This window comes from Brachyspira pilosicoli (genome assembly GCF_019402445.1).
GTDB lineage: Bacteria > Spirochaetota > Brachyspiria > Brachyspirales > Brachyspiraceae > Brachyspira > Brachyspira pilosicoli_B.
In genome coordinates this window covers 1-13,867 of sequence record NZ_SRZM01000122.1, presented here as the reverse complement: position 1 = coordinate 13,867, position 13,867 = coordinate 1, and the positions used below count along the sequence as shown (strand labels likewise).

Below are 13,867 nucleotides of genomic sequence, written 5' to 3'. Positions count from 1 at the left end.
TTATTATGAAAAGACTATTTTTTTATATAATATTATTAATATATTCTACAGCATTATTTGGTTTTAGAGATATTGAGAGAGAGGATTCTTTCAGTTCTTCTAAATTCAATGATTGGCTTTTGATTGCTACTTTTAATTCAGACAATGTTCCTTCTTTTAAGTTTGTAAGCAAGCATGATGATAAAGAGTGGGAGAGTTTAGATTCTGCTAAAAATGAATATTATTACAAAGGCGATAATAGTAAGGCTGGAATATTTGCTATATACAATATGAAGTATTATCAATATAGAGGATACAATCCACTTTATACAAAATCATTAAATAATAAATATTCTAATATGCTTAAACGTTTTTATTTTTATAGATTTAGCGGTAAGGGTGCTGGATTAATTGCTCTAGATAATTCACTTGTAGCAGTTGATACTTATTCAAAATATGTTTATATATATGGTATGCCTATAAGAGAAAAAAGCACTTTTGGGGTTGATGTGCCTTTAGAGTGGGGGGCAGCTGATACTAATATGGCTAGCGGAAAAGATTTTATGCCTTTTTATATGTATGACCCTGTAGGACATGTTAATGAAGACGGCAGTGTTGTGCTTTATGACCAATACAAAGAATCTTTTTTAGATAAAGAAAAACGCTATAAACCTGTATTTAATAACAAATCTATATACAGATAATTGACATTATTTTAATAATATATCATAATATTTATAATTATGAATAGTTTTGATGAAAAGCCTATATTAGATTATATAAAAAAATATCTTCCATTTAGAGAAGAGCATATACTTTCAACGAGAGATTTATCTATAAAACTTGCAAAACATTATAATGTTGATGTTAATAAGGCATCTATTGCAGCATTATGTCATGACTTAGGTAAAAGATATAAAGAAGAAGAGATTAGAAAGATTTTATTAGAGTATGATAAGAAAGAATACCCTAAACATATTACTTCTGCTTTGCTCCATGCTAGAGTAAGTGCCATAATAACAATAGAAGAGTTTCATATAAAAGATGATGATATAATATCTGCTATAGAAAGTCACACAGTGGGCCATGCTAATATGAGTATGCTTGAAAAGATTATATATGCATCCGATTATCTTGAACCTACTCGTAAATTGGAAACGGCTGATAAATTAAGAGAAGAGATTTTTATTAATTTTGATGAAGCATTTTTAAAAGTGGTATTAGAGTCAATATATTTTGTACTTTCAAAAAAACAGTATTTATCTGATAAAACTATAGAGCTGTATAATTCATTAGTTATTAAGTAATAAAGGTATTTATGAAAAGAGCGTATATAATATTTGTAGCAGATTCAAAAGAATATAGAACTAAAAAAATCAATATAGACAATATTTTAACAGAGCTCTCTATGCTATGCGATACTGCAGGTTATGAGGTAGCTGATAGATTTTCTTTTATACAGCAGAAAATAGTGGCAGGCACTTATATAGGAACTGGTAAACTAGAATCTTTAAAAGAGAGTGCTATAGCTGACAGTGTAGAATATTTTGTTTTTGACAATGAGCTTAGCGGTTCACAGGTTAATGCTATAGAAGAAGGCTCTAATATAAAAGCATTAACTAGAACAGAAATTATACTAGAGATATTTGCAATGCGTGCCAAAACACTTACAGCAAGAATGCAAGTAGAGTTAGCATTTTTGGAGTTTGAATATCCGAGATTAAAGGGTAAGAGGAGCAATTTAAGCCAAGTAAGAGGCGTAATAGGTTTAAGAGGTGGAGCTGGAGAGAAGCAACTTGAGTATGACAGAAGAAGAGCAAGAGAGAGAATACATAAACTTAAAACTCAATTAAGCAAAGTAGAAAAATCGGCAAGCACTGGAAGAAAAGGAAGAGGCTCTACTTTTAGAATAGCTATAGTAGGTTATACAAATGCTGGAAAAAGCACATTATTTAATCTTTTATGTAAAGAAGACACTTATGTAGAAGATAAACTTTTTGCCACATTAGACACTCATACAAGAAAACTTTATTTATCAGATGATGCACCTGTTGAGGCTATTATTAGCGATACTGTTGGTTTTATAGATAGGCTTCCGCATACTTTAATAGCTTCTTTTAAGTCTACATTATCAGAAGTGGTAGAGGCTGATTTGCTTTTGCATTTGGTTGATTCTACAGATGAATATATTGAAGAGAAACTTATTAATGTTGAAGCTACAATAAAAGAGATAGAAGCTTCAAATATAAAGCGTATAATGGTATTTAATAAAGTTGATAGTTTGGAAGAAAATCAAAAAAACAAAATACTTACTATGTATGATGATGCAATTTTTATTAGTGCCAAAAACAATATAAATATAGATATATTGAGAGAAAAAATATTAAAAATAATTTTAGAGTCTTTTAATAACGGTTGATAATTTATATTTTTAGTATATACTGAAAGCGTAATTTTTTGTAAAAAATAAAATTATATTTTGTTTTGATATCTGGGACTTTACCACATTGTGCATGTTTTGCAATACCCAACTATTAAAGCTAAGATACTTGCACTTTTTGCAACTTTGACGAAGTCCGCAGAGCGAAGGCGGGAAAAAGTTGAATAAAATAAGACTTACATAAAAAGCAAATTTTTTTAATACATCATTAATACAATTTTTTTTAAGGAAAACATATTATGCGTTTATCGAAATTATTTATGCCAACACTAAAAGAAGCTCCAAGCGATGCTATAATAGCTTCTAATAAATTAATGATAAGAGCGGCACTTGCAAGAAAAATATCTAATGGGCTTTATTCTTATTTGCCTTTGGGTGTGAGGGTATTAAATAAAATATCCAATATAATACGCGAAGAGATGGATGCAATAGGCTCTAATGAATGCATAATGCCTATACTTGTTTCAAAGGAATTATTAACTCCTTCTGGAAGATGGGAGAGATTTAAAAAAGAATTATTCAGACTAAAAGATAGAAATGATGTTGATATGGCAATGGGTCCTACTCATGAAGAGGCATTTACTATTACAGCTCAAAATGAAATACAGTCTTATAAAGATTTGCCTGTTACATTATATCAAATACATACAAAATTTAGAGATGAGATTCGTCCAAGATTTGGGGTGATTCGCTCTAAAGAGTTTACTATGAAAGATGCTTATTCATTTCATATCACTAAAGAATGTCTTGACAAAACTTATAATGATATGAGCGGTGCTTATACAAAAATATTTAAGAGAATGGGGCTTGATACGGTTAGCGTAAAGGCTGACAGCGGAGCAATGGGTGGAGAAGGAAGCGAAGAGTTTATGGTGCTAAGTGAAGTAGGGGAAGAAACCATTATTTTCTGCTCAAAGTGTAATTATAGGGCTAATGTTGAAAAGGCTAATGTAATGGAAGATGAAGAGGCTAAGTCTTATACTGATAAAGCATTAGAGGAAGTATATACTCCAGATATAAAAACTATTGAAGATTTAGAGAAGTTCTTTAATACTTCTTCAAAGAATTTTATTAAAAGCATAATATACAAAACAGAAGAAGATGAAGTAATATTAGTTGCTATTAGAGGCGATTTAGAGATAAACGAAACAAAACTTTCAAATGCTTTAGGCGGACTTGATATAGAACTAGCTTCTGAGGATATTATAAAAGAAGTTACTGGGGCTAGGGTTGGTTTTGCTTCTCCTGTTGGATTAAAGAAAAAGATAAGAATATTTGCAGATAAGTCTATAAAAACAGTAGCTGATGCAATAGTAGGCGGAAACAAAGATGACACACATATAAAAAATGTTAATATAAATAGAGATTTTAATGTTGATGTTTGGGGTGATTTTAGGGTTGCCAAAGAGGAAGATAGATGTCCTGAATGCGGAGAGAAGTTGTATCAGAAAAAAGGTTTAGAGCTTGGGCATATATTTAAGCTTGGAGATAAATATACTCAGGCATTTAATTTTACTGTATTAGATGAAAACAATAAAGCAATTACTCCTATAATGGGCTGTTATGGTATTGGTGTTAATAGGGCTTTGGCTTCTGTAATAGAACAAAATTATGATGACAAGGGTATAATATTTCCTATAAGTGTTGCTCCTTATGAGGCTATAGTTGTTGCTATTGATAAAGAAACTGAAGACTCATTCAAAAAAGCAGAAGAGATATATAATGCTTTAAGTTCTATTGGTGTTGAAACTATGTTTGATGATAGAAAGGCTAGACTTGGTGTTAAACTTAATGACTGCGACTTAATAGGCATTCCTATGAGAATAATAGTAGGTAAAAAATCTCTTGAGCGTGGTGTTGTTGAGTTTAAGTTAAGAAAAGATTCAGAGAGTGTTGAAGTTAAGCTTGAAGATATAGTTGAATATGTGAAGGCAAAAAAGAAAGAATTATTTGATGAAATAAACTCTAAATTATAATAAATATTTTTAGTATGATAGAGCTTATAGATAATATTGATGATGATATAATAAAATCTATTCTTTTTATATCATCAAAAAGTGAATATATTACTTTACCTAAAAATTATATAAAAGAATATGTAGAAGATAAAAATCATAAAGTAGTTGTAATAAAGAATGATGAAAAAATAGTAGGCTTTATCATATATTTTTTGCTTTCTCCAGAAATAGATATTTTATTTATAGCTACTTATCCTAACAATAAAGGCTATGGTAAGAAGTTATTATCATATCTATTTAATGATGCTAAAAAAAATAATGTAGATAGTATAAAATTAGATTTGCATGAAAATAATATTAATGCAAAAGAATTTTATACAAAAAATGGTTTTGAGTGTATAGGCATTAGAAAAAAATATTATAACAATAAATATAGTGCTTTAATTTTAGAGAAACAACTATAAATTAATAGAATTTCTTAAATGCCAAGAAACAAAGTCCCGCAAATATAATATTAGGCATCCAAGCAGCTATAAATGGATTCATATTTCCACCATCTCCCATAGAGCGAAACATCATAAGTATAGAATAATATAATAAAGCAACCATTATAACCATTACTAAACTAACTACCAATACACTTTGAGTAGAAAATTTTGAGAATAATGAAGCAAGTAAAACAATAATAAATCCAGAGAAACAATATGATATTCTATAGTGAAAATCTGTTTCAAGGTTATTAGTATTTAAATTTACTTCTTTTCTTAATTTAATCCAATGCATCTCTTCAGTTAAACTCATAGAATCTAATAAAGGTCTATTCATAAAATGTTCAGGTCTTTCAAGTACATCAAGTGGATAGTTGGTTATTTCTTTTACAGATATGTTTTTTTCATCACTAAACTCTGCTAATATACCATTTTCAACATACCATCTTCTTTCATTATCATTCCATCTTACACTTGGTGATGATATTCTCATATCTATAGCACCATCTTTTTTTAATTTTACAATAACAGTATTTGTAAGATAGTTTTCATTAAAATTAAAGTTTTCTATAAAATATATATAATCATTAGCTCCAAATATATTTAATGCTCCAGTATATTCAGCTTTTTTATGTCCTCTTCCTAAATCATTAGCCTCAAAAGATATTTTATTCATAGGTGCAGCCACAAATTGCCAAAATCCAATAAGGCCCAAACATAATACTATTACTATAACAAATATTGGCGAAGAAAACTTAAATAAACTTATACCAGAGTTTTGTACAGCCAACATTTCTTTGTTTTTTACAAAAGTTCCAAGCACATAAGTAGAAGAAAACATTAAAGCTATTGGAAATAAATAATACAAGTTATGCGGTGTTCTTGCCAAGTGATATATGATAAAATATCTCATATTTTCTGGATGTTCAGTATAATAAGATAATTTACTACTTAAGTCTGCTATAGTTACTAATATAACAAATAATATTAGCGAACCTATAAACATAGATAAAAATTCTTTTAATAAGTATGAGTTAAGTTTTTTCATTTAGGTAAATTAATCCACATTTATTCCATAGTTTTCATTTAAATAAGTTAATTCTTCATTTATACGAGTATGTAATTCTTTTAATTTTTCAAGCAACGCAGAGGGTTTTGATTTACTACTTTTACCAGAACCGAATATCTTACTAATTTTTCTTTTAGCCTGCACTAATGTTCTAGCTTTAACATTAGGGTCTGGAATGAATTTTGAGGCATCCATACCAAGCAAAGCCCCCATATAAAGCATTCCTTCATAACCAAAATTATTATCTATGTCAGGACCAAAACTTTTTAATTTATCAAAACTCTCTTTACCATTTTGCATATATTCTATAGCTTCAGTATAAAATTCGCTAGCCTTATATTGAAAGAACGGTATTAATTTATCATAATTATCATTAGGATAAACACTAGCCAAATCTTCTAAAGTCCAACTTAATCTTAGAGATGATAAAGCTTTTTTGAGTGTAGGGGCAGAATCTTTAGTATGATAACGATATCCATCTAATGCCAAAAAATAACTAGCAGCCCCAGATATTAAATTCCTATTCTTTTTAAAATCTATACTAGGACCAAAAAACTCATGCATATATTTTGACCTCTGCTCATAGCTATCAAGAGCCTCATTAATTTTTTTACTATCAATCATACTAAACTCATCTTGAAAAGCAGCATATAAGCAATACGGGCAAACAGCCACAACATATATAAGAGGATACACTGCACCATATTTTTTACTCTTCTCATAAGTTCTTCTTAAATCATCTCTTAGATTACCAGCAATTAATCTTCCTCCACCAGTAAGAAGCATCTCATGATAGAACTCTTTATTACATACAGGACAAGTTCTTGGGTTTTTTTCAAAATATGATATTTTTAATTCTTCAGCCATAAAAAATCCTATTTATATAACTTTATAAACACTACAAATGTTAAATTAATTATCGGTTTATTTTTATTTTTCAATATCACTTATATTAAGCTTACTTATTCTAAGTTCTTTAAATAGAGTGTTATAATATGCTATATAAAACTCAGGATATCTTGCCGCATTAATTCTAACTTCCCCAACACTTTTCCCAAGAATTGATAAATCTATAATCTGACCATCTATATATATGTATTTGTTTCCATTTTCTTTTGTATATAATACCACAGGCTGAGATGCATAATCTAGAGTAGAGTCAAATGATATAATATTTTGGTCTTCTGTTGCTATTATGCCGTCTGTAAAAACTCCATCATAGAACTTCTTATATCTTATTTCATTCATATTGTCTTTGGTATTATATATAATATTAAACCTATTATGTGCCTCATGTTCTACGGTATATTGATTTACATTATTTAATATGGGGTTATTATCAAAAAAAGTAAAAGCAGTATTAGTTTTTCTTGAGGCATAAAATAAATTTCCTGTAGAATATTCTTTTATATATACAACATATCCATCATTTTCTGCTACTGGATATACTTTTTCTATTATTTTATTTGTATATACTAAATCTGAAAAGAAATTATCTCTATAAAACCTTGATACAGATAATATACCTTTACTATCTATAAAAAACAATATAGGTGAATTAAATGTAGAAACTACTAATTTCAAATCTATAATTTTTCTATTGTTTCTCAAATCCATAGCATAATTATTAAATGTACCTGAATTATCATTTGCATACCATATTTTATTATTTTTTAAATATGATATATGCATATTATCAGAATTGCTTGCTATGCTAATTAAGCTTCCTAATTCTCTATTTTTATCTAAGATTTCTCTTTTGAAATTTCCATTTTTACCAAACACATAAACAGGAGAATTAATTGTATCATCATAGTAAGCTATATGCAAATTATTATTTGGGTCTATTAATAATTCGCTGATATAAGGTGCATTATTTAAAGATGCTACCGACCAAGTTGAAATAGACTCAAAACTGCTTATTCTATAATAATGTTTTGATAATGGCGGAGCATCTTTATTAATATCTTTTTCATACTGAGCATTTATGCTAGAGTAGAAAACAATAATAGCTATTAATACTAAGAATATTTTATTTCTTTTTAGTCTTTTTAGTATTCTCATCTTTTAATTTTATAACAGATTCTATACCTTCTTCTTTTGGTCTTATAAATCTGCATTTAATCACTTTTCCATTTTCATCAAGAACAGCTTTTATATGAGAGTAGTAGAATATACAATGTTCTATATAAGCATTATCATCTACAATAGAGCCATATATATAGCTTACTCCTTTAATAAGTACATTTTTACCTATGCTAAGCGGATGTTTATCGCTTCCTGTAACATTAACACCTCTCTCTAATACAGTATTTTCACCAATATATACATTTCCTCTTATTTGGTTTCCAGCATATATTTGTACATTGTTAGAAAGCACCATTTTTTGATTATCTAGGCAAGATACTAATGCATTATCTCCTATATAAGTATGCTCTCCAAGTTCAATATTGCCTTCAAGTCTTGCACCATGGTCTATATAAACACCATAATTAATTTTTACACCCTTACCAATATAAGCCCCTTTTCCTACATATATATCAAGCGGTTTTTCATCTTTATCAATTTCTAATATCTGTTCAACTACACTGTCATCAATAAAGAAATCTTCTCCGTCATATATTGTGATAATGTTTTTTAATTTATTGTAAACATTATTTCTAGCAATAGATTCCATTTCTTTAAGTACAGTTTTATCATTAAAGCCTAAAACAACTCTATTGTCTTTTGGCATATATGTTGATATTGATAAATTATTATTAACAAACATCTCTATTAAGTCTGTTAGATAAAGTTCATTTTGAGCATTATTTGCTTTTAATTCTTTTATTAAATTTAAAAGAGGGTCAATTTTAAAACCATATATACCAGCAACATATTCATGCATATTGTCTAAAAGTTCATCTTTGCCATATTCAAATTTTTCATCTTTATAAGCCTTTACTAAATCCTCATCATCTTTAAGAGCAAGTATATCTTTATATTCTATTACCCCCATTACCTGACCCTTACTTCCTTCTCTATATTGGCTTTTTTTATGGTCTTTAGTTAATCCTCTAGTTCTTAATACTCTTCCATAATAGTTTCCGCCTTTAGGACCATCATACATAGCAGTCATTAATATCATATCTGTTTTAGCTTTCATAAACTCATCATGAAACTCTTTCATAGTGTTAGAGTCTATTAGCCCCATATCAGCGTATATAACATAACAATATTTAATGTTTTTTAAATCGCTCTTTTCAAGACCTACCTTTACAGCATGTCCAGTACCTAATTGTTTTTCTTGATAAGCGAAATTAGTATTAGCTTGCTTTCCAACCGCATTAGCTACTTCTAGAGCCTTTATTCCAACAACTATAGTAATATTGCTTTTATTTATACCATTTTTTACAGCAAGTCTTACTCTTTCTATGCTTGGAACTCCCCAAATAGTATGAAGCATTTTTGATGTTGAGCTTCTTATCCTTTTACCATGTCCTGCTGCCAATATTATTACCAAACTATCGTTTTTAGAGAATTTAGATGATAATTGCTCTAAGCTTTCTTCTATATTCTTTATATTATTCTCTTCTTCTCTTTTTGTCATAAACTAGCTCCTAATTTTTATACTTTATTATTTATTTTTATGGATTTGTTCAAATATAGGTTTTTTTATAATTTTGTTATCATTGTAATTTTTATTTATTTTATCATTATTTAACTTTGTTTTATTTAGTTTATCTTTATCCAATTTTTCTTTATCAAGTTTTTCTTTTGCATTTAAAATATCTTCTAAACTATTTCTTTTATAATTATTAGGAAGATAAGTATTTTTTGAATCTAAGGATAATTTATTTGTTTTAGAATTATTAAATGTTTCATCATCGTTTAACCATTTTTGCAATACTTTTGCAACAGATTGCGATAGAGCATCTAATTTTTGTTTAGCTCTTATATTGCCGCCTAGGTTTGAATCTTCTTTGAGTATAAACTTATATAATTGCATTGCTTTTATAAAATTTTTACTTTCAAAGTTATAATAGTCAGCAATCTTTTCTATTCCGCCAAAATAGGAAGCTGTAAGATAACATCTATACGCTTCTTCTATTTTTCTTTCATTAAAAAGTTCATTACCTTTTCTAATCAAGGCACTTTTAGTTTTATCATCTATACTCATGTTATGCAATTATATATTAATAATATTAAAGTTCAAGTATAATTTGTAATATAAAAAATATTATTTTATATATACTTGCTTATTTAGGCTTTTATATTAAAATACTATCAACAATAACATCGGAGTTTTTTATATATGTTTAATAGTGTTAAGGATAGATTAAAAGAATTAATAAAAGAACAGTATTTAATAATAGACGGTGCCACAGGTACAGAACTTCAAAAGAAAGAAATAAAGAAAGAATATTGGACTGTAAACGGCAATAATATAGAAGGCTGTAATGAGATATTAAATATAACAGCTCCTCATATAATGAAAGAGATACATATAGATTATTTGAATGCTAATGCTAATATAACAAAGACTAATAGTTTTGGGGCTATACCTTGGGTTTTAAGTGAATATGATATTTCTGATAAGGCTTATGAATTAGCAAAACAAGCGGCAGTTATAGCAAATGAGGCAAGAGAGGAATATTTAAAAAATCCTAATTCTAAAGGTGATTTAGACAGAGATATATTTATTGCAGGAAGTTTAGGGCCTGGTGTAAAGCTTCCAAGTTTGGGGCAGATTGGTTTTGATGAGATGTATAGCGGTTATACTTTAGCTGCAAGAGGTTTAATAGAAGGTGGAGTTGATATAATACTTCTTGAAACGGCACAAGATGTTTTGCAGTTAAAAGCAGCAATATTAGCAGTTAATGATACAGCTAAAAAATTAAATAAAGATGTTCCAATAATGGTTTCTGTAACAATAGAAAAAGAAGGCACAATGCTTTTGGGTACAGATATAGAGACAGCATATACAATACTTTCGAATTTGGATATATTTTCCATAGGTATGAACTGCGGTACAGGACCGGATATGGCAATGCAGCACATAAAAAAACTTTCAGAGATATCATGCTTTCCAATATCCATACACAGCAATGCAGGTCTTCCAGAAAATAGAGATGGAAAAGCATATTATAGTATGACACCTGAAGAGTTTGCTGAGATTAACAGCGAGTTTTTTAATTTAAGCGGACTTGCATTTATTGGAGGCTGCTGCGGAACTACTCCTAAACATATAGAAGCATTAGCAAAAAAAGTTAAAGGAGTAAAACCTAAAAAAACTGCATTAGAAAAGCAAAGACCCTATATAGCTAGTTTATTTAATTCTGTAAGCATTAAGCAAGAGCCTGCACCTTTAATGATAGGCGAGAGAAGCAATGCTACAGGAAGTAAAATATTTAGAGAGCTTATGATAGCAGGCGATATGGACGGTATGCTTGATGTGGGTATAAAGCAAGTTAAGTCTGGAAGTCATGCTATAGATGTTAATGCTGCTTGGGCTGGACGCAATGAGATAGAAGATATTACAAAAATTATTTCTGCTTATGTTAAACAGATTTCTTTGCCTTTGGTTATTGATGCAATAAAACCTGATGTTATAGAAGAAGCATTAAAAATATATGGAGGAAAGCCAATAATAAACTCTGCTAATATGGAGCAGGGGGAAGAGAAGTTTGATGCTATATGTTCACTTGCAAAAAGATACGGAGCTTCTATTATGCTTCTTACTATAGATGAAAAAGCTATGGCATTAACTTGCGAGGATAAATTAAGAATGTGCGAGCGTATGTATGATAGGGCTGTTAATGTGCATAAAATACTTCCGCATGATATTATATTTGACCCTCTTACTTTTACACTTGCAAGCGGTGATGAAAATAGTTTTTTAGCTGGTGTTGAAACTTTGAATGCTATAAAAGAATTATCAAAGAGATATCCTGAAAGCTCTATAAGTTTGGGGGTATCAAATATTTCTTTTGGTCTTAAAGAAGAGGCAAGAAAAGTTATGAACTCTGTGTTTTTGTATGAGGCTATTAATCATGGTCTTAGTGCTGCTATTGTTAATGTGGCTCAAATTCTTCCTATTTCAAAGATAGGTGAGAAAGAAATAGAATTGGCAAGAGAATTAATTTATAACAAAAATAAAACTAAAGAGCCTCTTATAAATTATATTAATTATTTCTCTGACAAAAAAGAAAAGAAAGAATTAACTGATGAAGAAAAAATAAAAAAGCCTATAAGGGAAGCTATAAGAGATGCTATGATTGACGGCGAGTGGAAAGATATGCAAAACTTACTCAATGAGGCTAAAGAAAATAGTGAAGAGTTTGGAGGAGAGAAAAAGTTTGCACAGGCTATAATTGATGAGATACTTCTTCCTACTATGGCAGATATTGGTGTAAAGTTTGGGGAGGGCAGTATACAGCTTCCTTTTGTTTTGGGGTCTGCTGAGGTGATGAAAAAGAGTGTGGACTTTTTATCTGAGTTTTTGGAGAAAAAGAAACAAGAGAAAACTGCTAAAATAATACTTGGCACTGTTGCTGGTGATGTGCATGATGTGGGTAAAAATTTAGTAGAGATAATAATAAAAAACAATGGATTTGAAACTGTTAATCTTGGAACTAAGGTGCCTATAGAGAAATTTATAGAGGCTTATCATGAGCATAATGCAGATTGTATAGGAATGTCTGGGCTTTTGGTAAAATCTACTGAAGTGATGAAAGATAATTTAGCATATATTAGAGATAAGGGCTTAAAAATACCTATACTTTTAGGCGGTGCTGCTTTAACTAAAGACTTTGTTGAAAACACTTGCAAAAAAGTTTATGGAGACAGCGGCAAAATATTTTATTGTAAAGACGGTTTTGATGATATTGTTGCCATAAAAGAGATAATAGCCGACAGAGATAAAGAAAAATAATAATTAAAGGATACCAACTACCAATGCCGGAAATAAATCACAAAAATCATGAACATCATATAAATAAACCTCCTTTCTATGGGAGAAAAGTTTTTGAGTTTAATAAGCAAATAGAAAAAGAAGCCTTTGATATGATTAATAAAATTAGGCTTTTTAGGGTTGGTTTTGGTTATTCTGCAAAAAATCAGGATATGGAAAAATATAATGAGATGATTAAAACAAAAGTAGAGCCAAAATACGAAGAGATGAAAAAAAATATTATAGAAAATAATTTGCTTGAGCCTGTAATGATTTATGGGTTTTATAAGACTATTACAGAGAATGATAGACTTTATATATATGATGACAATACAGACGAATCAAAAAATGAAAAAATAGAGCTTCCTTTAGAACGTATGGAGAGTGAGCCTTACAATTCTATAGTGGATTTTTTTGACAGAGATGAAGATACTATTGGTTTTACACTTGTGAGTCTTGGAGAGAAGTATCATAAATTTTTACAAGGTTTATATGATAATGATGAATATAAAGAGTATTATTTTTATAATGCATTAGGTACACATATTATAGAAAACTATGTTGATATACTCCAAAGCCATATGGACAATTTACTTAACTTAAAAAATAACGGCAAAAGAAAACATGTAGGATGCAGATATTCTTTTGGTTATAAGGCACTTAGTAATATGTACGGTAACAAGATAATATTTGATAAATTAAAGCCTGAGGAGTTTAATGTAATACTCACAGAAAGCTATATGATGGAGCCTGAACTTAGCACTTGTGCAATAGTGTCATTTTGTGAGGAGTCTTATTATTTTGCTAATTAATTTTGTATTATAATTTTTTTATATTATTGTTCGGAGATTGATATGAAGCTTGCAAAAATATTTTTAATATCTATTATTATTACTTCAAGTGTATTTGCTCAAACTAATACAGTTTATATTTCGGATAAGGGTAAAAAATATCATAGAGGAAACTGCAGAACATTAAGAGCTAGTAAATATCCTATAAATA

General features: G+C 29.0%; 12 protein-coding genes. 7 read left to right on the top strand and 5 right to left on the bottom strand.

Going from position 1 to position 13,867, the window contains the following annotated elements:
• The 5 genes from E6A48_RS04870 to E6A48_RS04850 form a co-directional block, all read left to right on the top strand.
• Positions 1 to 683, top strand: a 683-nt coding sequence (locus E6A48_RS04870) for a hypothetical protein (RefSeq protein ID WP_258018544.1), incomplete at its 5' end; no start/stop codon positions are given.
• A gap of 39 nt (positions 684 to 722) precedes the next feature.
• Complete coding sequence (yqeK, locus tag E6A48_RS04865) at positions 723 to 1,286, top strand: bis(5'-nucleosyl)-tetraphosphatase (symmetrical) YqeK (protein ID WP_219708920.1); 564 nt, start codon at positions 723 to 725, stop codon at positions 1,284 to 1,286.
• An 11-nt stretch (positions 1,287 to 1,297) separates the two neighbouring features.
• The gene (hflX, locus tag E6A48_RS04860; protein WP_219708919.1) at positions 1,298 to 2,398 is read left to right on the top strand and encodes a GTPase HflX; all 1,101 of its coding nucleotides are present in this window, start codon (positions 1,298 to 1,300) and stop codon (positions 2,396 to 2,398) included.
• Positions 2,399 to 2,658: 260 nt separating this feature from the next.
• Positions 2,659 to 4,395 carry a proline--tRNA ligase gene (locus E6A48_RS04855; protein ID WP_219708917.1) on the top strand — a complete coding sequence of 579 codons (1,737 nt, stop codon included), beginning with the start codon at positions 2,659 to 2,661 and terminating at the stop codon, positions 4,393 to 4,395.
• A gap of 14 nt (positions 4,396 to 4,409) precedes the next feature.
• Positions 4,410 to 4,841, top strand: coding sequence for a GNAT family N-acetyltransferase (locus E6A48_RS04850; protein ID WP_219708916.1), 432 nt, complete (start codon positions 4,410 to 4,412; stop codon positions 4,839 to 4,841).
• Between the two features lies 1 nt (position 4,842).
• Here E6A48_RS04850 and E6A48_RS04845 read toward each other — a convergent pair whose 3' ends face one another.
• The 5 genes from E6A48_RS04845 to E6A48_RS04825 all read right to left on the bottom strand — a co-directional run bounded on the left by E6A48_RS04845 (position 4,843) and on the right by E6A48_RS04825 (position 10,093).
• Entirely contained in the window at positions 4,843 to 5,913 is a 1,071-nt protein-coding gene (locus E6A48_RS04845) for an LptF/LptG family permease (protein ID WP_219708914.1), read from the bottom strand.
• Between the two features lie 9 nt (positions 5,914 to 5,922).
• Positions 5,923 to 6,801, bottom strand: coding sequence for a DUF2225 domain-containing protein (locus E6A48_RS04840; RefSeq protein WP_219708913.1), 879 nt, complete (start codon positions 6,799 to 6,801; stop codon positions 5,923 to 5,925).
• 63 nt (positions 6,802 to 6,864) lie between these two features.
• A complete protein-coding gene (locus E6A48_RS04835) occupies positions 6,865 to 7,998 on the bottom strand; it encodes a hypothetical protein (protein WP_258018543.1) in 1,134 nt (377 codons plus the stop codon).
• The gene (locus E6A48_RS04830; protein WP_219708912.1) at positions 7,967 to 9,523 is read right to left on the bottom strand and encodes an NTP transferase domain-containing protein; all 1,557 of its coding nucleotides are present in this window, start codon (positions 9,521 to 9,523) and stop codon (positions 7,967 to 7,969) included. Before E6A48_RS04830 ends, E6A48_RS04835 begins: the two co-directional genes overlap by 32 nt.
• A gap of 27 nt (positions 9,524 to 9,550) precedes the next feature.
• On the bottom strand, positions 9,551 to 10,093 hold the full coding sequence (locus tag E6A48_RS04825) for a hypothetical protein (protein WP_219708911.1): 543 nt from the start codon (positions 10,091 to 10,093) through the stop codon (positions 9,551 to 9,553).
• Positions 10,094 to 10,228: 135 nt separating this feature from the next.
• Here E6A48_RS04825 and E6A48_RS04820 point away from each other — a divergent pair, with 135 nt between their 5' ends.
• Complete coding sequence (locus E6A48_RS04820) at positions 10,229 to 12,847, top strand: homocysteine S-methyltransferase family protein (protein ID WP_219708910.1); 2,619 nt, start codon at positions 10,229 to 10,231, stop codon at positions 12,845 to 12,847.
• A 23-nt stretch (positions 12,848 to 12,870) separates the two neighbouring features.
• On the top strand, positions 12,871 to 13,677 hold the full coding sequence (locus E6A48_RS04815) for a vitamin B12 dependent-methionine synthase activation domain-containing protein (RefSeq protein ID WP_219708909.1): 807 nt from the start codon (positions 12,871 to 12,873) through the stop codon (positions 13,675 to 13,677).
• The last annotated feature ends 190 nt before the right edge of the window (positions 13,678 to 13,867 follow it).

Bases quoted from the DNA above. Each gene is read 5' to 3' on its own strand.
- E6A48_RS04825 (WP_219708911.1), bottom strand. From the start codon at position 10,093: ATGAGTATAGATGATAAAACTAAAAGTGCCTTGATTAGAAAAGGTAAT.
- yqeK (WP_219708920.1), top strand. From the start codon at position 723: ATGAATAGTTTTGATGAAAAGCCTATATTAGATTATATAAAAAAATAT.
- E6A48_RS04845 (WP_219708914.1), bottom strand. From the start codon at position 5,913: ATGAAAAAACTTAACTCATACTTATTAAAAGAATTTTTATCTATGTTT.
- E6A48_RS04855 (WP_219708917.1), top strand. From the start codon at position 2,659: ATGCGTTTATCGAAATTATTTATGCCAACACTAAAAGAAGCTCCAAGC.
- E6A48_RS04840 (WP_219708913.1), bottom strand. From the start codon at position 6,801: ATGGCTGAAGAATTAAAAATATCATATTTTGAAAAAAACCCAAGAACT.
- E6A48_RS04815 (WP_219708909.1), top strand. From the start codon at position 12,871: ATGCCGGAAATAAATCACAAAAATCATGAACATCATATAAATAAACCT.
- E6A48_RS04850 (WP_219708916.1), top strand. From the start codon at position 4,410: ATGATAGAGCTTATAGATAATATTGATGATGATATAATAAAATCTATT.
- E6A48_RS04830 (WP_219708912.1), bottom strand. From the start codon at position 9,523: ATGACAAAAAGAGAAGAAGAGAATAATATAAAGAATATAGAAGAAAGC.
- E6A48_RS04820 (WP_219708910.1), top strand. From the start codon at position 10,229: ATGTTTAATAGTGTTAAGGATAGATTAAAAGAATTAATAAAAGAACAG.
- hflX (WP_219708919.1), top strand. From the start codon at position 1,298: ATGAAAAGAGCGTATATAATATTTGTAGCAGATTCAAAAGAATATAGA.
- E6A48_RS04835 (WP_258018543.1), bottom strand. From the start codon at position 7,998: ATGAGAATACTAAAAAGACTAAAAAGAAATAAAATATTCTTAGTATTA.